The following is a 21,375-nucleotide window of genomic DNA, read 5'->3' as shown; positions in this document are numbered from 1 at the left end:
CCCCGACGACTAACCGAACGGCATTGGGGTTATCCGTCCGGGTCGACCAAGCCGGACCGGTAGGCGATGATCACGGCCTGGACGCGGTCGCGGGCTCCGATCTTGACGAAGATCCTTCCCACGTAGCTCTTCACCGTGGACTCGGCGAGGAAGAGCTGCTCGGCGATCTCCGTGTTGGTCAGCCCCCGGCCGATCGCGACGAGAACCTCCCTCTCCCGGTCGCTGAGGCGGTCGATCACCTCGCCGGCCCGGCCGTCGGGCGGCGAGGCGGGTCGCGGTTCCCGGGACGCGAGGCGGTCGATGAGCCGCCGCGTGGCGCTCGGTGCGATCACGGCGTCACCGGCCGCCACGGCGCGGATGGCGGAGAGCAGGTCCTGCGGCTCGACGTCCTTGGTGAGGAACCCGCTTGCCCCGGCCTCGAGACCGGCCAGGACGTACTCGTCGAGGTCGAACGTCGTGAGCAGCAGCACCCGCGGCCCCGTGGGAGCGGCTCCGGCCACGATCCGCCGTGTGGCGGTGATCCCGTCCGTCCCGGGCATGCGGACGTCCATCAGCACGACGTCGGGCCGGAGGTCCCGTACTCGCTCGACCGCCTCGTCGCCGTCGGCGGCCTCGGCGACCACCTCGACGTCGTCCTGCCCGGCCAGGAACATGCGCATGCCCAGGCGCTGGAGGCGCTGGTCGTCGACGATCAGGACTGTCGTCGCCACGGGTTCGGCCTCGTTCCGGTGGTTCATGGCTGCCCGTGCTCAACGGGGATGACCCGCCCGTCGTCCCTGTCGTCCCGGAGCCCGACCTCGAACAGCAGCACCCAGACACCCAGATAGGCCCACGCCATGTCCAGGCCGGTGAGCGTCGAGGCGACAGCGGTCACGACCACCGCGGTCACGGCCGCGGCCAGTGCGGCGAAGGGCCGTCGACGCCGTAGCAGCACCGCAGCGCCGACGACCACCAGGAGCACCGTGCCGAGCGGACCGAGCCGTGGGGTGGCGTTCGCCGAGATCAGGGTGACCGCCGCGGCCAGGGTGACGTCCCACCACAGCGGGTGGCGCCCGTCGAAGGCGCGCACCCGCTGCGCCGGTCCGGTCATGGTCACATCCTCACATCCCGCCCCGGCGTCCGGCCCCGTTCGCGCAGTCAGACGTCGCGGTTCTTCAGCAGCCACCAGGCCGCACCGCCGGTCCCGGCCAGCCAGGCCAGCAGCACCACCACGGACGTCCCGGTGCCGTAGGGCTCCGTGGCGAGGCCACCGGACCGCAGCACGTCGATGGCAGCGAGCGGCATGTAGTCGAGCAGGCCGAGCATGGAGTCGGGCAGGAACGCGGGCAGGATCTGCGGCGCCATCTGGAATCCGGCGAAGTACAGGACGATCGCTCCGGCCGCGTTGCGGACCAGCCCGCCCAGCAGGATCCCGAACAGGGCGCCGTAGGGCAGGACGAGCGTGCCGCCGAGCACGCCCCAGAACATCTCGGGGGCGAACAACGAGAGCCCGTGGGCGGAGGGCACGGTGCCGGCAGCCTGCAGGACGAGGTAGAGCAGCACCGAGGTGAGCGCCGCCAGGACCGCCGTCACCCCGGTCAGGACCGTGGCCTTGGCGAGCAGCATCCCCGTGCGGCGTGGAGCTGCCACGAGGCTGGTCCGGATAGAGCCGGTCGCGTACTCGCTGGTGATGCTCAGCACGCCGAGGACGACCAGGACCAGCATCCCGACCGGGTAGATGGCGGTCCAGCCGAACGGGATGGCCTGCCCCTCCTCGCTCCCGAGCATCTCGCCGTCGACGATCATGTAGCCGCACAGCGCGATGGTCAGGGCGAAGGCGGCGGCCAGCGTGATCCAGAGGGATCGGACGGACCAGAGCTTGGTCCACTCGGACCGCAGCAGGCCCGTGGCGGTGATCCGTGCGTGACCGAGCTCTCCGCGGTCCGACGGCGCGAGCGCAGCGGTGCTGGTCATGCGGCCACCTCCTGGTGGATGCCGTACTCGACGGAGCTCCGGGTGATCCGCATGAACGCTTCCTCCAGCGACAGGCGGTGCGTGGACAGCTCGTACAGCGTGACTCCCTGGGCCGCCGCGACGGCGCCGACCTCGCGGGCGGTGCGTCCCTGGACGTCGAGCGTCTCGCCGTCGACCAAGGTCACGCTCACCCCGGGGCCTTCGAGCAACGTGGCGAGGGTTCCCGCGTCCGCCGTCACCACGCGGGTGACGGTCGGTGCGACGGAGCCCACGACGTCCTCCACCGATCCGGCGGCGAGCATCCTGCCCTGGCCGATGACGACCAGCTCCTGCGCGATCAGCGAGAGCTCGCTCATCAAGTGCGAGGACAGAAAGACCGTCCGTCCTTCGTCGGCGAGGCGTGCGAGGGTCTCCCGGATTCACAGGACGCCGTCGGGATCGAGCCCGTTGACCGGCTCGTCGAGCACGAGGACCTGTGGGTCTCCGAGGAGCGCCGTGGCGATGCCCAGACGCTGGCTCATGCCCAGCGAGAAGCTGCCGGCGCGCTTGTGCGAGACCGAACCCAGGCCGACCGTCTCCAGCACGTGCTCGCCCCGCCTCGCCGAGAACCCGTGGGTCCGGGCGACGGCCAGGAGGTGGTGGTAGGCGCTGCGGCCAGGGTGCACCTCCCGGGCGTCGAGCATGACGCCGACGTGCCGCAGCGGGTCGGCCAGGTCGCGGTAGCGCTTCCCGTCGATGGTGATCCGCCCGCCGGTCGGGTGGTCCAGGCTGACGAGCATCCGCATCGTGGTGGACTTCCCGGCGCCGTTCGGCCCGAGGAACCCGGTGACGACCCCGGGCCGCACGGAGAAGGACAGGTCGTCGACCGCGGTCTTCTCGCCGTAGCGCTTGGTCAGATGCTCTGCAGTGATCATGCCGCAACGCTATGGACGCCCTGAGCGCCACGAAACTGGCCTCGGTACCGGTCTGACAACGCGATCCGGTACCACGGTCTGCCTCCCTGGGTACGGACCGGATCCGTCACGAGCAGGTCGGTCCGTCGGCCCCTGGGCGCGGCGCCGGAGACCGTCGGTCGCCGGCACCCTCGTACTGGATCCATGTCACACGTGACGCTGCTCCACGGTCAGTGAGAGAGCAGGACGCGTCCATCCCGCCGCCCACGCACGGCGGAGAACGCGTGGGACCGCGAGGTGAGGAGCAGGATGGCTGACGCCGTACGCAGGGCAGTGGTGATCGAGCCGGGGACGGTGGAGCCTGGAGCGGTCCGGGTGCGCGCCTACCGCTCCGGTGTGCTGGTCGCGGACGCGGACCCGCCGCTGCTGGTCTGGGAGCACGGCTTCTATCCCCTGTACTTCTTCGCACCCGACCGGGTGCGGGTCGAGGTTCGCCCGGCAGGTATGGGGCCTCGCTCCCGGAGCCTGGGCCCGAGCGAGCTGTTCGATGTCGTGGTGGGCGACACCGTGCTGACCGGCGCTGCCCGGCGGTACCCGCAGGCCCCGGTCGAGGATCTGCGGGACGCGGTGACGCTGGAGTGGTCGGCGTTGGACACGTGGCTGGCGGAGGAGGAGCTGATCCACACCCATGCGCGTGACCCGTACGTCCGGGTGGACGCGATGCCGTCGGGCCGGCATGTCCGGGTCGTGGCGGGCGGGCAGGTGGTCGCCGAGTCGCGCCGGCCGGTGGTTCTGGTCCAGTCCGGGCAGCCGCCGAGGTACTACCTGCCGCGGGTCGACGTGCGGATGGACCAGCTGAAGCCGACCGACACGGTGAGCTACTGCGCCTACAAGGGCACGGCGGCGTATTGGGCGGTGCGGGTAGGCGGCCTGGAGCTGACCGACGTCGCATGGGGCTATGACAACCCACTGCGGGAAGGGCTGGCCGTGGCGGGGCTGGTCTGCTTCTGGCCGGAGAAGAGCGCGGAGCTGGAGGTCTATGTCGACGGGGAACGGATCAGCGTGCCGTAGCCGTCGGCGTCATCCGGCGACTGATACTGAGGGGTGACCGACACCCCCCAGACTGCTCCCGTCGTCGTCCGCCTGCTCGACCGGGAGTCTCCGGCTGAGCCGGGGCTCCCCGCCCTGCTCGCTGCCTACCACCTGCAGACCGAGGCCGAGAAGGGCGCCGCCGTCGGCGACGTGAGCGCCCTGCCTGCGCGCTATCAGCGGGAGATCGCGGAGCCCCGGACGGCGTTCGCCCGGGACGTCGTGCTGGTCGCCCGCTCCGGGGGCAGGCCGGCCGGCTCTCTGGTTCTGACCGCGCCGGTAGCGGGTCGCTCGGAGGTCAAGCGGCTGTGGACGGTGCCGGAGCTCCGGGGTCGGGGCGTCGCATCGCGGCTGCTCACCGTGGCGCTGGACCATGCGGCCGCGCGTGACATCAACACGGTGGCATTATCCGTCTGGAAGTGGCGCACGGGCGCCATCGGACTGTACGAGCGCCTCGGCTTCGCCGTCGTCGACTCGTGGGATGACCGCGCCGACCTGGTGTGTATGGAACGCGCCGTCTGAGCCGAGCGCTCGCGTGACAGCGGGTCACGGCGGTACGCGCTGCACGAGTCGCCGCCGTCGGGGCAGGACCCGTTGGTTCTGCTCGGGCAGCACGTCAGGGTGTGGTGAAGGCGGCGGGCGAGGCTGAGGGCCTCGCCCGCCGCCGGCACGGTGCCAGCTGGGGTCACGAGGTCGTGATCGTCCAGACCTGGTTGGTGCTGCTGGTGTTGCAGGTGTACTGCTTCAGGCGGGTGCCGTTGGCAGTGGATGCGCTCGGGACATCGATGCACTTGCCCGAGTTCCGGTTCTTGAACTGGTGGTCGCTGCCCACGCTGATGCGCTGCCACTGCTGGTTGGTGCCTGCGCTGCAGGTGTACTGCGTGATGTTCGCCCCGTCGGCCGTGGAAGCGCCGTTGACCTCGATGCACTTGCCGGAGTGCTGGGCGACGAGGTGGTAGTAGCCGTTGCCGAGGTCGTTCAGCGCGATGCGCTGGTTCGTTCCGGTGCCGCAGGTGTACTGGGTGACCTCGGCCCCGTTCGACATCGAGGCGGAGACGACGTCCATGCACTTGCCGGAGTGCTTGGCGGCGATCGTGCCGACGCGGGAACCGGAGCCGGTGCCCCCGCTGGGGTTCACGTTGTCGCCCATGGCATACCGGTACTGGTTGGCGCCCGAGTAGTTGCGGATCGTCAGGTCGAGCGCCGTGCCGCTGCCGCTCTTGATGTACATGGAGTACCAGTCGTAGCCGATGTTGCCCTGCTTGCCGCCGGCGGCCGGCCAGTACACGCCACCCATGGAGTTGTCGCGCATGACCTGCGCGACCGCCCGCAGGTACCGGACCATGTTGTGGCTGCTGCCGCTGTCGTTGTAGTTCAGGCCGCTGTTCATCGCGGAGCCGAACTCCGTCACGATGGCGCGCGACGCGCAGTTCCCCAGACGGGTCGTGATGTGCGACCTCCAGGCGTCGTAGGTCATCGCGCTGTACATGAATGTGTACGTGTGGAACGAGAGCAGGGTGTTGTTGAAGCGTGAGTCGTTGCAGACGTCGCGCAGGTCCTGGCTGTAGCCGGTGCCGCCGATCAGGACGCGGCCGTCGGGGGCGTTGCTGTGCGTGCTGAGCCAGGCGGCGGCCGTGTCGCGCCAAGCGGTCGAGGAGTAGCCGTGCGGCTCGTTCATCGGCTCGAAGTAGACGAGGCTGTTCGAGGCGTACTGCGACAGGATCGTGCTCCACATGGAGTTCCAGGCGGCGGTGTTGGTGACCCTGCCGCCGGAGGCGGCGCCGTCCTCCCAGTACCCGAGGATGACCTTCCAGCCGCGGGCCGTAGCCGCGTCGATCGTGCCTCGGTAGGCACCCCACCAGGCAGTGCCGACCGTGTGGGTGTTGACGGGCAGGCGGACGGTGTTGACGCCGAGCGTCGACTCCATGTCGCCGTAGAGCGCGTTGGCCTTCGCCCGCACGGTGTCGTAGCTGTCGGACGACGAGAGCCCGTCGAGCACCAGCGGGCTCGTCGAGAAGTTGTCACCGGCGACCGCCCAGTTCATGCCGCGGAACTGGGAGGTGGCCGCCGTGGCGGGGGCGCTGCCCGCGACAGCGGTGAACGGCAGGAGGGTGAGGGCTAGCAGGGCGGCAGCCAGGCGGGCCCGGGGCCGCCGAGGGCGTGGGGAGGTAGGACGGAGTGTCGGCATGGTTCAACCCATCTCGCGCTTCGTTGCGCGCGTTCGACTGTGAACTAACGGAGGGCTTCGATGCTGATCGTTTGCGAGGCCAGCGTCCCGCAAGAGTCCCACTCGAACAGTATGTGGTCAAGAGTGGACCTTAAACGATCAGAAACGATCACGCGGCGACAGGTCCTACGGTCGTGAACTCACTTGATCCGCGCCCGGTAGGCCGTAGGCGCCAGACCGTGAGTCCGGGTGAACTGGCGGGAGAAATAGAGCGGGTCCTCATAGCCGCAGCTGGCCGCGATCGCGGTCACTGCGAAATCCGTGCTGTCGAGGAGCTCACGCGCCCGCGCCATGCGCAGATCGCTCTGGTAGCGCAACGGTGGTACGCCCACCTGCCGCCGGAAGGCAGCGTTGAGCTGGGAAGAGCTCAGCCCGACCATCGCAGCCAGTGCCTCGACCGAGGTGCGTTGAGGCGTCGTGGCACGCAGATGCTCGACTGCTTGCTCGACAGGGCTCAGAGCGGGGCCAGGTCTACGGCGACCCGTCGCGATCACTTGTGTCAGTGCGTTCCACGCCGCGCCGGTAGCTCGGACCAGCCCTCCGGCAGTGCCGGAGTCCAGGGCGTCGATGACCTGTGAGACGAGGCCGGCGACGGGTGTCGGGTCGCGCAGGTGGGAGAGCGGACCGCCGGCAGCCTCGTGTGCCGACCGCACCAGCTCGGCGGAGTCCCTGCCGACGAAGTGCAACCACCACAACGTCCACGGGTCGTCCTCCGATGCTGCGTACTCGTGCGCGACCTCCGCGGGTAGGAGGACCGCGTCGCCGCGTTGCACGGTGAACCGTCCATCGGGTGTCCGGCACCAGCCGGCGCCGCTGGTGCAGAGCATCAGGATGTGCTGGCTCGCGCCGCCCTCGCGAAACCGTCCGTGGCGTGCCGCGTGCGGGAACAACCCGGCATCAGTGACCAGAAGACGGCCGGTCACCGGCCGCGCGAGCGCTGCCTGGACCGTGGGCCTCGGAACGACGAACATGCGCTGGCCGGTGAATCCGTCCCGGAGCGCCAGTTCCTCGATAACCGTCGTTTCGTCCATGGAGGCCATGGAAACGCCCATCGCCAGGGTGGTCAAGCCGCCCTACGTTCGACACATGCCTGCTCTACGAGTCCGACCAGCTCGAAGGGCGCCGGGGCACACCCCTTGAAGGAGAGACATGAACACCGACGTTCACCCGGTACCCGCCGCTCAGCGGCTGCGTGCGAAGGTGCCACCTCCGCCCCGGCGAGGGCATCTGCCACTCGGCGACCCTGAGGGCACCGCCGACCGGATCGAGATCACCAGTGGGTCGATCGAACGCGCCGGAAAGCCGTGGTTCCCGATCACCGGCGAGATCCACTACTCCCGGCTACCGCGCGACCGGTGGTCCGAGGTGCTGGGTCACGCCCGGGCCGGCGGCCTGGACACCGTGGCCACCTACCTCCTGTGGCAGGCGCACGAGCCGCAGCCGGGCCAGTTCCGGTGGGACGACAACCTCGACCTCCGGGCGTTCATCGAGCTTGCGGCACGGCACGGCCTGGACGTGATCGTCCGCATGGGGCCGTGGGCACACGGTGAGGCCCGCTACGGCGGCTTTCCGGACTGGCTCGTCGAGCGTGGCGTGGCCACGCGCACGAACGACACCGACTACCTCGAGCTGGTGCGCCGGTTCTACGGGCAGATCATCGGCCGGCTGGACGGGCTCACGCACGTCGAGGGGGGCCCGGTCGTCGGCGCCCAGATGGACAACGAGCTCTACGACCAGCCACAGCACCTCGCGATGCTGCGCACCATCGCCGAGGACCTCGGCCTGCGGGTGCCGATCTGGACGGCGACAGGTTGGGGAGGCGCCCAGGTACCAGAGTCCCTGCTGCCGCTGTACAGCGCCTACGCAGACGGATTCTGGGAGGACTCGGCCACGGAGTGGCCGGATTTCGCTGCCTTCCACTTCCGCTACAGCGAGGTCCGTGACGACCTGACTGTCGGTGCCGACCTGCGTGAGGCCCTCGACGGCATCGTGCTGGACCCGTCGGCGGTGCGACTCAAGGACGACGCGGCGCTACCGTTCGCCACCTGCGAGCTCGGGGGCGGCATGCACGCGGCCTATCACCGTCGGCCTCTCGTCACCTCCGAGGATGTCGCCGCTCTCGCGCTGGCGAAGATCGGCAGCGGCTCCATCTGGCAGGGGTACTACATGTACGCCGGTGGGACGCAGCGGCGTGGTGCCCACGGCACCGAGCAGGAGTCGCATGCCACCGGGTACCCCAACGACGTCCCCACTCTCAGCTACGACTTCCACGCGCCGGTCGGCGAGCACGGACAGGTGCGCCGACACCACCATCTGCTGCGCCGGCAGCACCTGTGGCTCGCGACCGATGGTTCAGAGCTGGCCGCCATGCGCACCACGGTGGGTGGAGGCAGCGAGGACCCGTCCGAGCTGCGCTGGTCGGTCCGCTCCGACGGGCACCGCGGTTACCTCTTCCTCACGACCTACCAGTCGGCCCGCCGTCCGCTCGACGCGCAGCCCGGGCTGCAGGTCGCCGTCGAGCTGGACGACGCCGTCGTGACCGTCCCCTCCCGCCCGACGGACGTACCGGTGGGCGTCTCCGTGGCCTGGCCGCTGCGCTACCCGCTGACCGACGGGCTGGTGCTGCGCAGCGCCACGGCACAGCTCGTCACCAGGATTGCCGACGACGCCGGTGAGATCGTCGTCCTGAGCGCCACGGAGGGTGTTCCGGTCGAGCTCGTGCTCGAAGGTGACGTCGATGTGCGCGGCGCGGGGACGGCGCGGCCCGACGGCGGGCACACCGCCGTCGACCTCGTGGGAGCACCAGGACCGGGCGCGTTCGTCGAGCTGCCAGGGGTGCGTGTCCTGGTCGTCGACGAGGAGACGGCCAACCATCTCTATCGCCTGGAGATCGCCGGACGCGACCGGCTCGTCCTGGCCGACGCACCCGTGTACGGGTTCGACGGCGGCCTGGTCGCCCACCCCGACACCGAGTCGGTCACCGTTTCTCTCCTTCCCGCACCGGCTTCGCTGACGTCCGAGCACGCCGAGGTCGTCGTGGCTACCGCGGTGGCAACGCCGTGGGGGACGTGGACGGTGCGGACCGGCGCAGGACGGCGCACGCTGGCGAGCGGCCTCCGACCACATGCTGCTGCGCCACCGGAGCCCGCGCGGGGCGGCCCGATGGACCGCCTCAGCGCGCCGCGGGACTTCTCCGGTGCGGCGCGCGTCCAGCTCGACGTGCCGGGCGAGCTCGTGGCCGACGTCGACCGTGCTCTCATGCGGGTCACCTGGACGGGCGACGTCGGCCGGGCGCTGGTCGGTCACGAGGTGGTCAGCGACCACTTCTGGCACGGGCGGGCCTGGGACCTGGACCTGACACCGTGGCGTGAACGGGTGGCCCGGGACGGAGTGACGCTCGAGCTGCTGCCCTGGCGCAGCGACACCGGAGTCTGGGTGGACCCGTCGGTGCGCGACGTCCCCGAGGGCATCACGGTGCCCTCGGTCGAGATCGTGCGGGTCGCCAAGGTCGTTCTCGTTGCCGAGGAGGCGAACCCGTGACGGAGTGCCTGGTTCGCGCTGGCCATCCCGGCGAGGAGGTCCGCGACGCCGTTCTCGCCGGTATGGGCGAGTCACACAGCGCTGATTCAGCGCTTCCACTTGCGACGGTGAGCGCGATGCTCGCCGGGCCGGACGCCATCGGAGCGATGGAGACCTATCTCGATCGGATCGTCGATCAGCCTCGTCGGGACCAATCGTTCGAGATGGTGGCAGCCGCGATCGCCCACCTTGGTGGCAAACTGCCGGCGGGTCCGGCGGCGTGGGCTGTCGAGGCATTCGAGGAGCTGCTCGCCATGGCGCAGGATCTTCAGCAGAGGTTCCGGGTGGCCCGGGCGTGACCGTGCATCCAGACGGCGTCGGGAGCACTGGGTGTTGGGTTCTCCAGCTCGGAGACGCGCCGTGTTCGGCGCTTGGCCGCTGACCTGCGCCCGCGACTACGATCGAACGTGTGCGACTGTTCGAGAACCTGACCGCCACGCAGGAACCTGCCTGGCCAGAGCTGCAAAGGCTCGTGAGCGAGGCATCTGTCACTGCCGAAATCCTCGCCCTGGCGAGACGACCAGTCGTCGCACGCTCGAGCAGCTCCAGGTGACGACGGGGTCACTCCTCGGCGCCGTCGTCGTGCATACCGGCGGACTCCTGATCGACCACGGCTGGCTGCGTGTCTACGGGAGCCCGCTCTCGGGTGATCCTGGCTACCTGCCTGGTCTGGCCGCGATGAACGACTTCCCGCCGAAGCCCGAGGCCACCTGGTCACCGGCGCACGGGCTGGTCGTCGCCCATGACGTCCTCGGCGGTACCTACGTCCTCAACGGGCACGACCCTGACGCCGTCGCACGGCCCGGAACGGCAGGCGAGATGATCTACCTCGCACCCGACACCCTCCAGTGGGAACCGCTTGAGGCCGGCTACGCCGCCTGGCTTGCGTGGGTGCTCGGCGGCGGCCTGGTCGACTTCACGGACGGACTGCGGTGGGACGGATGGGACACCGAGACCCGCGGCCTGAGCGGTGACCGCGGGCTGAACGTCTATCCGCCGCTCTGGTCCAGAGAGGCCCATGAGGATCTCGGTGCCACCAGCCGTGCCGCTGTACCCATGGCTGAGCTGGTCTGGGCTGCTCGATCGACTGCCGTCCAGATCGATGGTGTCGACCTGGGACCACTGGGAACGTTCGGCGACCGCGTGTCTGATTCGCGCTCAGGTCTCTGACCGCCTCAGATCAGTTCGACACTGTCGGCCTGCGGCCCCCGGTCACTCTGACGCACCTTGAACCGGACCCGGTCGCCCTCCTCCAGGACCTCGTCGCCCCGCACGACCGACACGTGCACGAACAGGTCCGCGCCCCCGGCATCGGGGGTGATGAAGCCGAAACCGCGGTCCGCGTCGTAGCGCGCGACGGTGCCCTCACCGCCGCGCACAGGCCCGCCCGATGCCGCGGGACGGCTTGGCCGACCGCGGTCCGTGGCCGCGCGCGCACTCCCGGAGCCGCGCACGAGCTGCACGTTGCGGGCGTTCGGCCCTCTGTCGCCGGCGACAACGTCGAACGTCACGCGTGCACCCTCGGACAGCTCGGTCAGACCCGGGCCGAGCGCACGGACATGGACGAAGACGTCCTCCCCACCCGAGTCGGGAGCGATGAAGCCGAAGCCCTTGGTGTCGTCGTACCAGGACACCGTGCCGTCCGCGCCGTCGGATGCCGACTGCGCAGCGTCCGCCCCGAGCGGTAGCAGGTGGTCCGCCTGCGGCCCCTTCTCCCCTTCGACGACGAGGAACGCCACGCGCTGCCCCTCCGAGATCACGCCGCCACTGACGATGGCCGAGCTGTGCACGAAGACTTCGACGCGACCGTCGTCGGGCGTGACGAATCCGTATCCCTTGGCCGGCTCGTACCAGGTGACGGTGCCGAGCACACCCACGGGCGCATGGACGGCCCGGTCGCCCGTGACACGGACGCGGCGCGCCTGCGGGCCACGCTCACCCTCGCCCACCTCGAACTCGACGGCCTGCCCCTCGCGGAGAAGCTTCGGTCCGTCGTCGCCGACGATCTCGGACGCATGCACGAACAGGTCCTCGGCCTCATTCCCGAGGTCGATGAAACCGAACCCTCGGTCGGCGTCGAACCATCGGACAGTTCCCTGGGGCACCTAAGACTCCTCATCTCGGCAGACATTGCTGTCGTCCAGTGTCCCTGACAGAACCCCAGTCGGGTGTGTCCGTAGCTCCTGCTCGCACGGTCGGAAGACTGCGTGAGCTCACCAGCGACGTCCACGAGGACACACACAACGCGATGTCAGCTACCGGCGGCGGCGCAGCTGATGCACGTGCGGGCCGTGGGCCGGGCCAGCAGACGGTCACCTGCGACTGGTTGTCCGCAGCGTTCGCAGTAGCCGTAATTGCCAGCGGCGATCCTCGCGAGCGCGGCGTCCACGTCGGCCAGGTGGTTCCTTGCCGCAGCAAGCAGCGTGCTCGCCTGTGAGCGCTCGAAGGCGATCGTCGACCCTTCGGGGTCGTGCTCGTCGTCGGCCGCGGTCAGCTGCGACGCCTCCACCATCGAGGCAATGTTGCCGGAAAGAGAGGAGATCAGGTCGGCCGTGCGCTCGCGATCGGCGATCAACAGCCCATGGATCTCAGTAATCGGCGGCATTCTCCCGCAGCCCTCCTCGCGAATCTCGGGCGCGTTGACTCTCGCAGGCTACCGGCGACGGTCGCCTGAGCGGACATTCTGATTCCGGCTGCTGACCCGGAGGAATTAGGGCCACTCGGCGCCGCTTCCACCCCTCCGGAACGCACGAAGCCCAGGTCAGCAACACTCTCTGACCTGGGCTTCCGCACTCTGAGCGGGCGACGGGAATCGAACCCGCGTCATTAGTTTGGAAGCCTTGCCGGGTGGCGATCGGATGATGCTGGCCAACCGGCCGAAAATGGCCGCTGACCTGGTCTTATTGTAATGCTTGAGTGGGTTCGCGTGGGGTCGGGAGTGGCCCTTATTGGCCCTAACTAGGGCCAGTCTGGCGAAAGTTAGGGCCAATAAGGGCCAGTCCGCTGCCCCCCGTCGACGACAGATGCCAGGGGCGACGGCAACCGGCTCGATCAGTGGGTGAAGGTCACTTGTCATGGCGGAAACCGCGCTCTCCTCTGGCGGGAGCAGCCCGAGGATGGCACACCACCTCTGGGCCGTTATTCGTGGTCCAAGGCAGAGTCTGTATGCCACCAGTGGTGGTAGTGGTCGAGCTGTGCTGGGAACTTTAACGAGTATGCGTCGGTCGAGCTTGTAACGATTGCTCTTGCCTCTCGCGGGCCTGCGTGGCAGGTGAAGTATGGTCTCGCTCAAGGAGGTCGCGATCGTCCGGCGGCTGCCGCAGGCCTCCTCTATCCCGCAGCCGGAGCCGCCTCCGCCCACCAACCGCGGACTTCGCAGTTCCAGTTCTGGAGAGCCAATGCGACCAAACAGGGTTCGCGTTCCTTAGTCGAAGCGCGCCGGATCCCGCAGGTAGTCAGTCAACACCTCAAGTCGAAATCTCAGCGCACCCTCGTCATTCGGGCTTTGCGCCAGCCGACCAAATTCGAGGAGTCGACGCTGCTCCCGGGTCAGGTCTTCTTCGTCGTTGAATCGGCTGATCTTACGAGCCTTCTCAAAGGCCACCAAGTCGCTGCGCGACGGTGCTGGCCATGATTGGCGTGCCGCTTCCCAGAAGTACAGGAAGTACACGGATATCATTCCAACGACTGCGAGTAGCGGGTCGTTATCTGTGAAGGTTTCCTCCATCGAATCGATGATTCCGCCCACCTCCGAGGAAAGCTCATCGGCACCTTGAGTGTCGTTCTTGACCTTGAACTCTTCCCAGAAGTCGTCAAGCTGGCGTTTCTTTGTGTCGTGTGGGCCACTCTCCTGGGCAAGTAATAGCAGTTTGGTCGCGAGGTCATAGTGCCGGTATCTCTTGTTTCCAAACGGAAGCTTATTCGTAAAGAGCTCCCGGTCACATAGAGTTCGAACTGCCGTTCGGAGTGGTCCTCCTCGACCGTTTCGCTTCTCGGCTGCGGTTAATGGAACCGCCTCGTTGAGACGACTGAACATCTCCTCGATCAGATCGACATCATCGGTCTGTATGCACATGATGTCCAGTGGGGAAGCTCCAAACAGCATCGCGGTATGGTCTTCCTCGGCCTGCAGTTCCCGGTATGTCTTACCTGCGGCACTGGTCGACCCTGTCTCCAGATGCACAAAGTCTTCTGCCAGTGCGAACTTGCCGTCCATGAAATCCCAGATCGCCTCGAGACGCTGGCGCCCGTCGACTAGCGAGTACTTATACTTCTTGCCGTCGACGACTATGGGTGCTGCATGCTGGTGGAAGTAGATCTTTGGGATGTCGAACTGATTTATTATGCTATCGATGAGCAATGCCTGCTTCGCACGCGACCACACTTCACCTTGCCGCTGATAAACCGGGTCAAGTTGAATCAGGCCCCTCATTCTTTCAACATATGCGACGGTGTTGGTTCTTAATGGCGTTACAGTGAAGTCCATCATTTGGTGTAGAGCCCCCTCAGGTGATCGGCGAGGCTAGCAAGATCAGGGAAAACCGTGCTGGCATTGATGTTTATGTCATTCAATGCTGCTCGGATGTGAGGCTTCGCGGCTGCTGGGATTCGAATCTTGGTTACGCAAGAACTTTCGTGGACGCTCACAAGGTCTTCGGTCAAACGATGAGACACGGTAAATGTGCCCACCTGTGCGACGATGCGATCAAACGAGCGACCGGCTATGACTGCGATCGGCCCCATGGACGGCCCGGGCTTAGCGGTTGGAAGGTAGGAATCCAAGAAATCATCCTCATCCAACATTACCACCGAGGGCGCGTCGGAGAAAGCTCGCCGATTGAGCTCTTGTGGTTCAAGTTCAAAGAAGGATCCGTCGGTCTCCTCATTAATTGGCCCTGAGGCCTGGACCGCGAAGTACAATCCAACGAGAGGGTTTTCAGTCCAATCCAATAGCCGGGTGGGCAGGCCATAGTGCTGAGCCAGGCAGATCCACTCCCAAAAGGTCCGTGGCCGATCTCTTACGCGTGGTCCGGCATCCTGTTGAAATCGCTTCAGCATGTCGACTTCGCCATCGAGGTGCCCTCTGTTCCGCGCTAGCCGCGGGTTCAGGCCCCACGCGAAATCGGTCTGTCCCCGGTACCAGCGTGGGGTGCCGCTGGCCCGTGAACCGCTCAGCCGAGTCATCAGCGCTTCGATGCTGTCAACGCCTGTGTCGAGGTCGTCACCGGAACTATCGCCATCGGAGGCCGTAAGTTCTTCCGGGGCCCGCGGATCTTCACCGGTGGCTGAGCGCAGGTCGCTCGACACTAAGGTTTGTCGCGCTGTGGGCTCCTCGGGCATTAACTCCCCTTCGTCAATAATCTGGCGAAAGTGTACCGCTCACCCTGACGCGGCTCACGCACGATGCCGGGCGAACTTTGCTGGTCGTGGCTGCGCAGAAGCGAGATCAGCGGGGAACGATCGCCGGTCGCAGAGGGGAGTTCGAGCGTGGCCCCTTCGTAACCCGTGAAGCCGCGCTACTCAACGCGGATACTGCCCTTGCCCGCTCGCGCCTGAAGCCGGCCCCGAAGGTGGCGGGTGCGATTGAGCACATCATCGTCGCGATCCTGCTGGCAGCGGAGCTGTTGGCCAGTCGATGAGGTATTGATCAACGAAGCCACATCGCTTTGCAAGGACTCGTCCCGAGATGGCCATGACGTCACGCCCTGCGGACTATGCCATTCACCAAACGGCTCTAGCTCAAGATGCCCAGATTGACCAGCCGATAACCCATCGCTTCCGTGGAGACGTTGAACCTGCCCGCGAGTTCATCGATCAGTTCGTCGACCTGCTTGACCTGGCGCGCCTGCACTTCCGCGAGAACGAACTCGGCGGGCATGAGGAGCGCGGCCGCAAAGCGGTTCGCTTCCATTTCCTCGCGGTCTTCGGCGAGACTCGAACGGCGGTCGCGGAAATTCACACGCACAGGCGTGTCGAGGATCAGTGCCCGGCCCCGGTGGAGGACAAGGTGTCCAATCTCATGAGCGATCGTGAAGCGTTGCCGAACCGTCGCGTGGTGGCTGTTGACGCCGATGATCACTCGGTTGTCCTCGCGGACGAGCATGCCAGAGATGTCGTTGCCCTCCATTTCTTGGTGGACAACGCGCGCTCCCTTCAGGCGAGCGATTTTCTCAACGTCCACGGGGGCATGTGTGATTTCGGCGTGGGCCAGGAGGCGTGCGGCCTGGTCATCTGCGCGAGTCATCTCCTCCTCCCTTCGTCGGGTTGGTCTGCCGCGTGTTGCAGGACCGCCGACACCCAGTCCGCTTGTGGTTTGTCCAGCTCCTGCCGCGCAACCTTGGCGGCGTCGACCCGCTCGGGCGGCCTTCCCGGAAGTAGCGCTTCCGGTTTGGTTCCCGTTGCGGCCGCGATCGAGACGAGATGATGCGCCAGGATCTTCTGGCGACCAGCTTCAATGTTTGCCACTGACGCCCGGGTCAAGCCCGCTGCTTGGGCGAGCGCCGACTGGGTGAGCCCGATGGCTCTCCGTGCTTCGCGTACGCGGGAGCCAAGCTCGGAGTAGAAGTCTGCGCCTGGATTGGGCAAGGGATCGCGTCCTTGAGTGATGTCGCCACGTGTGTCTGTCGCAAACTACTCTACGCAGTGCCCAAAGAGTGAGATTCGGCAACCATCGTCCCGGCGCGGCGCATACCTACCCGTTTGCCCGGGCTGGTCAGCACCGGTGTGGCTCTCAGCCGGGTTGGCGGAGCGGCGCAACGCGATCGCTCGCTCCCGTTCAGATCATGCGATTGCGAAGGCCCGAAGCCTGTGAGCCAAATCGACGGACCAGCGTGCGGCGATCCGGAGGCTCAGGACACTGGAAGCGCTGGAGGGTGCCCCGCCGAAGGCGGAGCCAAGGCCACGGCAGCAAGCGTGCTCATCGCCCCGCTCCACGCCTGAGGACAGGAAGCTCACGGCTGTCGCCGCGGCCCAGGTTGCTGTCCGAGGTACGCCCGCACCAGCGACAGTCAGGGCGTGCCGAGACCGTCTGGCGCTTGAGCTCGGGACCGCGTGGAAAGCGTAGAAGTGCTTGGGACGGCAGCCCGCTTGTGAGGCCGACAGTGGCGAACAGGAACCGGGTTGTGGCTTCTCCTGCGGCGATGCCGTTGAGCGTTATCACTGCTGGCGCTGGTACGTCAGGAATGTATTTGGCCGCCTGACGTTCGCGCTCCGGTGTCGTCTCGAGGGCGAGTTGGGTGGCGTTGATGAGTTCGGCGCACCACAGGCACGACTGCCCGGGCATGAGGGCGCGGATCGCCACGTGGATGTCCTCGACGGTGCCGTCATTGCTGGACCGCACCTTCACGCCGGCCTCGATGCCGGGTACGAAGTACTGCTGGACGATGGCGTTGACGACGTGGCGGGCCAGGGCTGAATCGGCGGCCAGCATGATGTAGTCGCAGGCTGCAGCGGCCATGGCGGCGCGGGGGTCCTCGATGCCGGAATTGAAGATCGTGATGGAGGCGTTCGGGTTGGCTCGCTTGATATTTCGGGCAGCCAGGGCGGTCTTCCGGCGGGCTATGGGCCAGGCCAGGCCGAGCCGCTCGGCGAGAGATCCGAAGGCGGCATCCGACCGTCGCGCTGCGATCATTCGCGGAAGGTTCGCGGTGTGGATGCGGTCACCGTCGACGAGTACGAACCGGCCTACGCCAAGTCGACCGAGGTACTCCGCGACGATGCTGCCGAGCCCCCCGAGGCCGACGATGGCGACTGTCGTGTGGGAAAGCAGCTCCTGTCCGCGGTCGCCGAAGACACGTACCTGGCGGTCGTAGCCGGCCACAGCAACCGACGGCGTGAGGGGTGGCTCGGAGTGCAGCCACTCGATCGGTTCCCCGATGACCCGCGTCTCGGCGAGGGCTCGGATCTCACCGCCGGGTAACCATAGTTCGCCTGCCAGGGCGTTGCGGGCGGCCACGAGCGCGCCGACCGGCTGTCGTGTGATGTCGAGCAGGGCAGGGTATCCGCGGATGTGGCTGTTCAGGTCCGTTCCCGAGAACGCGACATGGTCGGCGCCTCCATGGCAGTGCACAGCGAGGTACGCAAGGCCGCGATCACGCGCCCGCACGGCGGCCAGTCGGACGAAGTCTGGGCTGAGCGCCCGATAGCCGAGTTTGCCGGGCACATAGTCGGTACCGTCGCGGGCGATCAGGATCTCCCTGGCGAGGAGACACGGTCCGTCGCCGGTCTGGGCCACGCCAGCCAACACGACGGCGCCATGCTCTTCCCCGTCACCGGGGAAGAGGTGGGACCAGAGTTCGGCGCGCACCGGAGCCGGAATGCGCAACGTCCAGGTCGGCTCATCCATGCCGGTCACAGGCTCCGGAACCAGGCGATCACGTTGCCCGCTTTGAGAGCGGGCGTCGACACGGCAGCGTCATGTCGGGTGGACCGCCGGCTGAGCTGCAGGGCCGAGCGGCTCTGCCAGGCAACGCTCTGGATCGCGGTGTCCGTGATAGGGCTCCCGTCAGCGCGGGTGACGCCACCCCCGATGTAGAGCGGGTACGTGTCCGCGTCGGGTAGCAGGGGCGACAGGTGCATGCCGAGCCACGTCGACTTCGGTGAGAATTCCGGGCCCAGTTGGATCGGCTCGATGATCACGAACAGGCCGCCCGAGGCGTCAGAGGTCTCCGCGATCTGCGCTTCCGGAAACGCGCGGCGGAGGCCGCCAAGAGCCTCGGCGACCGCGGAGGTCACGGTGGCCTCGCTCATGAGTTGTCGTCCGGAGCCACAGCAAGGAACTGGGAGTGCCGGGTGACCGTGACGGTCTCATCGTCGCGGACGTGGACGAGTTCCCCGTTGGGGCGCTCCTCGGAGAGTTGGAAGCCGACATCCGGGATGACGCCCTGGGCGACAGCCGCCTCCTTGATCTCCAGCCCTGTCATGCGGTGATCGCTCAAGATGACCGTCTTGCCGTTGATGTTCACCTCGATCGGCCGCTGCCCGGGGCCGCGCCCTTCTTCGCCGTGGTCCGTCATGTCATGCCTCCAGGTTGTTCGGATGACTACATCCACAGAGTGACATCCTCATGTTCGTTTTGCAAGCACACCTACTAGGTTTGTCACACACACAGTCTTGCATCTTCCGTTGTGCGGCCGTGGTCGTTGCGGCCGAGTTCGTCCCGCAGCCGAGTGCACCTCGTGGCGAGGTGTCAGGACTGTGGGACATCACCCGGGACGCGAAGAGGCTCGGATCCGCGGAACTCCTCGGATCCGAGCCCTGGTCAGGTTCGACGACCGCTAGCGGTCGAGAGATTGACTAGAAGTTTGTGAATGTGGCCGCCCGTCACCATGACTCGGTTGACGCCGCGCACGGCGAGGTCTTCGAGTACGGCTCCAGCCCAGACCGGGCACGGGCAGCGTCGTGGACCCTCAGAAGTTGACACGGTTTCTGACACGATTACTTGCGAGGTACGCGTGGTGACACTGGTGGGCCCGTAGCGCGGAGCGAGCCCAGCCGTGACTCGGGGGGACCGCAATGTCTCCTTCCGCTCCGGTTGTGGCAAGCCCGTCCCTTCCGCTCCCGCCATCCCAACTCGGCCCTGCTTGTGCTCATCGAGACCACGCGCGCCGCCGCAGGTCTGACCTCGTCGGCGGGGCGGGCGGCATCGAGTTCTGGTGATCGTGGGGCAGACGCGGAGTGCCGTACGCCTGAGGAGGAGCTTGCTTGCGCTACCTGCCAGTGGATCCCGTGGGTGAATACCTGCCTGAGATGTTGCTCTTGAAGTGCGCGCTTGGCTACGGTCTCCGGGTTCTGACCTGTCGTGGAAGGGCTCGGCTATCCGCGGGGAGCGCCTCAACCTGCTTGACGTGAGTGGATGATGATTAGCCGGTACGGCGGGTTCGGACCCGATAGCTTCGATGCGCAGATGTACCGGACTCGCCGGGCCAGCTGGATGGGGCGACCTTCGGCATGGTGTGTGTGTTCATTCCGGTCTTCGCGACTCTTGACGGTCCGGGCGTCGAAGTGGTGGTGCTCCCTACCGCCGCGTCGATCACTTCTGGTCCCGGTACCTGATGAGCGATGTCCCATGGATCCGACAGCGCGCGCGGCTTGGCGTTCGGCGCATCTTGTGGATGGCGGCGTTGGCGGGTGTCTTCGTTGCGGTCCTTGCTATGCAGGTTGTCCTGATCAGGACCGTAGGTCCGTGGCCTGCCGCTGCCATGGCACCCGTTGCGTTCGTGGTGGAGTTCCTCCTGGCGCGCGAGTCACTCGGAGCAAGGGGGCCTGGGAAGCTACCTCAGAATCTCACTCCGCTGTAAGCGCAGTGGACCCCAGGGGATAGCCCGCCCATGAACGGGGCCATCGCGCCGGACCTTCCAGAGCGTGCCGCCCGAGATCGGCGCATAGCACCAGAGCGATGATGCTGTCATCCCCCGGGGAGATTGCTCGCGCCCTGCGGAGGGACCCCGCACGCTCCTGCCGTACCTTGCAGCACGGACAAGGCCGACAAGCCGCGACGGCGACGGACGAGCACGCGACGACACTCCGCGTGACACGGTGGCGCGACTGACATGGCTACGCGGCTAGGGCGGTCGAGCGGATGGACAGCGGGTCCCGCGGACCGCCCGACGAAAACCACACACCTACTGCACAAGCAGTGAGCGGTTCTGTCCGTACGAAACTTTGGGGTGGGTATATGAGCGTCGACAAGAGCGCTGCCGGCCTGGGCGACAACGGGCCTTGCACGCCACCTGAGCATCGGTCCGCTGGCTATCGCGTGGGACCCTCCGGCGTGCGTCCACGGTGCGGGAGTTCGATCCCACAAAGGACGACGGGACGGCCTGCGAGATGGTGCTCGCAGCGGTGCCGGCGCGCCGCATACGAAGAACGCCGGGCCGCGGCCATCGGAGCCATCGCCGTCGAGGTCGTGGAGACCGTCACGACGACCGAGCACGGGCTCGATGAGTGCGTCAGGCGAGTGCTGGTTTCTCCCGTCGCGATACGCAAGGTCCTGACTCGCCTGACCAAACTGCTGGCGGACGATGGTCTGCGAAATCCGAAGTGGACGTCGACAGTGGACTCCGCGGTAATCCTGGCGCGTGCGGTTGGGGCCGGCGGTCGAACCTCCGCTCGCTTCCCTCCGCGGGGGTACGTCAAGCCAAGCTGGTAGAGAACTTCAGCGAGCTCCGGTGTCCCAGCCTGGCGCTCAAGACCGGAACGGCACGCTGTGTGTCCCGTATCTGTGCAGCAGTCCCGCCTCTACGGTGCTGAAACGGCCGGGTGATCCCAACTCCCAGAACGGGTGATCTTGCCCGTCACGGCTGGTCGTCGGACACATGGCGGCAGACCCTTGACCGCAAGAAGTCGGATCTATCCACTTACGTGCTGGAGGCCGGAGAGGCGGCAATGGGTGACAAGAATGCACGAGATGTCGCGCCCGGAGGAACGGCGGTTGGGATGTGGTCGCGCCCGGAGGCAAGCGGGCAAGCACGCACACAGACACACAGGCGCAGGCAGTGGACCTCGCGCGAGATCGTCGGGAACGCGGGCGGCGGGGAAGTTCGCAGCCATGGTCGCGATCGACGTATTCGTGACTCGGACTGTCGCACCAGGCAACGACCCCAACCTGCCTCGCGACACGAAGTAGTCCGCACG

The 21,375-nt window shown here is 67.0% G+C and carries 20 protein-coding genes and 2 pseudogenes; 7 read left to right on the top strand and 15 right to left on the bottom strand.

Features of this window, described 5'->3' with window-relative positions; genetic code table 11:
* Nucleotides 1-29: 29 nt before the first annotated feature.
* The 4 genes and pseudogenes from EW117_RS26305 to EW117_RS26290 form a co-directional block, all read right to left on the bottom strand.
* Nucleotides 30-737, bottom strand: coding sequence for a response regulator (locus tag EW117_RS26305; RefSeq protein WP_129789688.1), 708 nt, complete (start codon nucleotides 735-737; stop codon nucleotides 30-32).
* Entirely contained in the window at nucleotides 734-1,090 is a 357-nt protein-coding gene (locus tag EW117_RS26300) for a hypothetical protein (protein ID WP_129789687.1), read from the bottom strand. Before EW117_RS26300 ends, EW117_RS26305 begins: the two co-directional genes overlap by 4 nt.
* A 47-nt stretch (nucleotides 1,091-1,137) precedes the next feature.
* On the bottom strand, nucleotides 1,138-1,953 hold the full coding sequence (locus EW117_RS26295; RefSeq protein ID WP_129789686.1) for an ABC transporter permease: 816 nt from the start codon (nucleotides 1,951-1,953) through the stop codon (nucleotides 1,138-1,140).
* A pseudogene (locus EW117_RS26290) lies at nucleotides 1,950-2,867 on the bottom strand (ATP-binding cassette domain-containing protein). Before EW117_RS26290 ends, EW117_RS26295 begins: the two are co-directional and overlap by 4 nt.
* Nucleotides 2,868-3,155: 288 nt before the next feature.
* Here EW117_RS26290 and EW117_RS26285 point away from each other — a divergent pair.
* Both EW117_RS26285 and EW117_RS26280 read left to right on the top strand, forming a co-directional pair.
* On the top strand, nucleotides 3,156-3,917 hold the full coding sequence (locus EW117_RS26285) for a DUF427 domain-containing protein (protein ID WP_129789685.1): 762 nt from the start codon (nucleotides 3,156-3,158) through the stop codon (nucleotides 3,915-3,917).
* Nucleotides 3,918-3,950: 33 nt separating this feature from the next.
* Entirely contained in the window at nucleotides 3,951-4,457 is a 507-nt protein-coding gene (locus tag EW117_RS26280; RefSeq protein WP_242504577.1) for a GNAT family N-acetyltransferase, read from the top strand.
* Between the two features lie 163 nt (nucleotides 4,458-4,620).
* Here the strand turns inward: EW117_RS26280 and EW117_RS26275 are convergent, their stop codons facing one another.
* Nucleotides 4,621-6,123: a ricin-type beta-trefoil lectin domain protein gene (locus EW117_RS26275; protein ID WP_129789684.1), complete on the bottom strand. Its 1,503-nt coding sequence runs from the start codon at nucleotides 6,121-6,123 to the stop codon at nucleotides 4,621-4,623.
* A 179-nt stretch (nucleotides 6,124-6,302) separates the two neighbouring features.
* Nucleotides 6,303-7,229 (bottom strand): helix-turn-helix domain-containing protein, encoded by a 927-nt coding sequence (locus EW117_RS26270; RefSeq protein WP_242504576.1) that lies wholly within the window; start codon nucleotides 7,227-7,229, stop codon nucleotides 6,303-6,305.
* Nucleotides 7,230-7,311: 82 nt separating this feature from the next.
* Between EW117_RS26270 and EW117_RS26265 the strand changes: the two genes are divergently transcribed.
* The 3 genes from EW117_RS26265 (at nucleotide 7,312) to EW117_RS26255 (ending at nucleotide 10,911) form a co-directional block, all read left to right on the top strand.
* Nucleotides 7,312-9,702, top strand: a complete 2,391-nt coding sequence (locus tag EW117_RS26265) for a beta-galactosidase (RefSeq protein WP_129789683.1) — start codon at nucleotides 7,312-7,314, stop codon at nucleotides 9,700-9,702.
* 107 nt (nucleotides 9,703-9,809) lie between these two features.
* Nucleotides 9,810-10,040, top strand: coding sequence for a hypothetical protein (locus tag EW117_RS26260; RefSeq protein ID WP_129789682.1), 231 nt, complete (start codon nucleotides 9,810-9,812; stop codon nucleotides 10,038-10,040).
* Between the two features lie 250 nt (nucleotides 10,041-10,290).
* Nucleotides 10,291-10,911, top strand: coding sequence for a DUF2625 family protein (locus tag EW117_RS26255; protein WP_207212065.1), 621 nt, complete (start codon nucleotides 10,291-10,293; stop codon nucleotides 10,909-10,911).
* Nucleotides 10,912-10,916: 5 nt separating this feature from the next.
* On the opposite strand, the gene EW117_RS30570 is transcribed toward EW117_RS26255, so the two are convergent.
* The 4 genes from EW117_RS30570 to EW117_RS26235 all read right to left on the bottom strand — a co-directional run bounded on the left by EW117_RS30570 (nucleotide 10,917) and on the right by EW117_RS26235 (nucleotide 15,081).
* Nucleotides 10,917-11,846 carry a cold-shock protein gene (locus tag EW117_RS30570; protein WP_129789681.1) on the bottom strand — a complete coding sequence of 310 codons (930 nt, stop codon included), beginning with the start codon at nucleotides 11,844-11,846 and terminating at the stop codon, nucleotides 10,917-10,919.
* Nucleotides 11,847-11,992: 146 nt separating this feature from the next.
* Nucleotides 11,993-12,346: a TraR/DksA family transcriptional regulator gene (locus EW117_RS26245; protein ID WP_129789680.1), complete on the bottom strand. Its 354-nt coding sequence runs from the start codon at nucleotides 12,344-12,346 to the stop codon at nucleotides 11,993-11,995.
* An 819-nt stretch (nucleotides 12,347-13,165) separates the two neighbouring features.
* Entirely contained in the window at nucleotides 13,166-14,230 is a 1,065-nt protein-coding gene (locus EW117_RS26240) for a DUF262 domain-containing protein (RefSeq protein WP_129789679.1), read from the bottom strand.
* A complete protein-coding gene (locus EW117_RS26235; RefSeq protein WP_129789678.1) occupies nucleotides 14,227-15,081 on the bottom strand; it encodes an FRG domain-containing protein in 855 nt (284 codons plus the stop codon). Before EW117_RS26235 ends, EW117_RS26240 begins: the two co-directional genes overlap by 4 nt.
* Before the next feature lie 86 nt (nucleotides 15,082-15,167).
* Here EW117_RS26235 and EW117_RS26230 point away from each other — a divergent pair, with 86 nt between their 5' ends.
* Complete coding sequence (locus EW117_RS26230; protein ID WP_129789677.1) at nucleotides 15,168-15,380, top strand: hypothetical protein; 213 nt, start codon at nucleotides 15,168-15,170, stop codon at nucleotides 15,378-15,380.
* Nucleotides 15,381-15,475: 95 nt separating this feature from the next.
* On the opposite strand, the gene EW117_RS26225 is transcribed toward EW117_RS26230, so the two are convergent.
* The 5 genes from EW117_RS26225 to EW117_RS26205 form a co-directional block, all read right to left on the bottom strand.
* The gene (locus tag EW117_RS26225) at nucleotides 15,476-15,985 is read right to left on the bottom strand and encodes an ImmA/IrrE family metallo-endopeptidase (protein WP_129789676.1); all 510 of its coding nucleotides are present in this window, start codon (nucleotides 15,983-15,985) and stop codon (nucleotides 15,476-15,478) included.
* Nucleotides 15,982-16,326 carry a helix-turn-helix domain-containing protein gene (locus EW117_RS26220; RefSeq protein WP_165362878.1) on the bottom strand — a complete coding sequence of 115 codons (345 nt, stop codon included), beginning with the start codon at nucleotides 16,324-16,326 and terminating at the stop codon, nucleotides 15,982-15,984. Before EW117_RS26220 ends, EW117_RS26225 begins: the two co-directional genes overlap by 4 nt.
* A 331-nt stretch (nucleotides 16,327-16,657) precedes the next feature.
* Nucleotides 16,658-18,085 (bottom strand): ThiF family adenylyltransferase, encoded by a 1,428-nt coding sequence (locus tag EW117_RS26215; RefSeq protein ID WP_129789674.1) that lies wholly within the window; start codon nucleotides 18,083-18,085, stop codon nucleotides 16,658-16,660.
* Nucleotides 18,086-18,090: 5 nt separating this feature from the next.
* Nucleotides 18,091-18,489, bottom strand: a complete 399-nt coding sequence (locus EW117_RS26210) for a hypothetical protein (RefSeq protein WP_129789673.1) — start codon at nucleotides 18,487-18,489, stop codon at nucleotides 18,091-18,093.
* Nucleotides 18,486-18,755, bottom strand: a complete 270-nt coding sequence (locus EW117_RS26205) for a multiubiquitin domain-containing protein (protein WP_129789672.1) — start codon at nucleotides 18,753-18,755, stop codon at nucleotides 18,486-18,488. Before EW117_RS26205 ends, EW117_RS26210 begins: the two co-directional genes overlap by 4 nt.
* A 2,415-nt stretch (nucleotides 18,756-21,170) precedes the next feature.
* Between EW117_RS26205 and EW117_RS30870 the strand changes: the two are divergent.
* Nucleotides 21,171-21,314 (top strand): annotated as a pseudogene (locus EW117_RS30870) (DUF2188 domain-containing protein); the annotation flags it as partial.
* Between the last annotated feature and the right edge of the window lie 61 nt (nucleotides 21,315-21,375).

Origin of the sequence: Promicromonospora panici, from assembly GCF_900608595.1 — a bacterium.
Classification (GTDB): domain Bacteria; phylum Actinomycetota; class Actinomycetes; order Actinomycetales; family Cellulomonadaceae; genus Promicromonospora; species Promicromonospora panici.
The sequence above is the reverse complement of the archived record's forward strand: the minus strand, read 5'-3'. Positions and strand labels throughout refer to the sequence as shown.

Coding starts and splice junctions, on each gene's coding strand:
- EW117_RS26305 (WP_129789688.1), bottom strand. CDS start 737: ATGAACCACCGGAACGAGGCCGAACCCGTGGCGACGACAGTCCTGATC.
- EW117_RS26300 (WP_129789687.1), bottom strand. CDS start 1,090: ATGACCGGACCGGCGCAGCGGGTGCGCGCCTTCGACGGGCGCCACCCG.
- EW117_RS26295 (WP_129789686.1), bottom strand. CDS start 1,953: ATGACCAGCACCGCTGCGCTCGCGCCGTCGGACCGCGGAGAGCTCGGT.
- EW117_RS26285 (WP_129789685.1), top strand. CDS start 3,156: ATGGCTGACGCCGTACGCAGGGCAGTGGTGATCGAGCCGGGGACGGTG.
- EW117_RS26275 (WP_129789684.1), bottom strand. CDS start 6,123: ATGCCGACACTCCGTCCTACCTCCCCACGCCCTCGGCGGCCCCGGGCC.
- EW117_RS26265 (WP_129789683.1), top strand. CDS start 7,312: ATGAACACCGACGTTCACCCGGTACCCGCCGCTCAGCGGCTGCGTGCG.
- EW117_RS26245 (WP_129789680.1), bottom strand. CDS start 12,346: ATGCCGCCGATTACTGAGATCCATGGGCTGTTGATCGCCGATCGCGAG.
- EW117_RS26240 (WP_129789679.1), bottom strand. CDS start 14,230: ATGATGGACTTCACTGTAACGCCATTAAGAACCAACACCGTCGCATAT.
- EW117_RS26235 (WP_129789678.1), bottom strand. CDS start 15,081: ATGCCCGAGGAGCCCACAGCGCGACAAACCTTAGTGTCGAGCGACCTG.
- EW117_RS26225 (WP_129789676.1), bottom strand. CDS start 15,985: ATGACTCGCGCAGATGACCAGGCCGCACGCCTCCTGGCCCACGCCGAA.
- EW117_RS26215 (WP_129789674.1), bottom strand. CDS start 18,085: ATGGATGAGCCGACCTGGACGTTGCGCATTCCGGCTCCGGTGCGCGCC.
- EW117_RS26210 (WP_129789673.1), bottom strand. CDS start 18,489: ATGAGCGAGGCCACCGTGACCTCCGCGGTCGCCGAGGCTCTTGGCGGC.
- EW117_RS26205 (WP_129789672.1), bottom strand. CDS start 18,755: ATGACGGACCACGGCGAAGAAGGGCGCGGCCCCGGGCAGCGGCCGATC.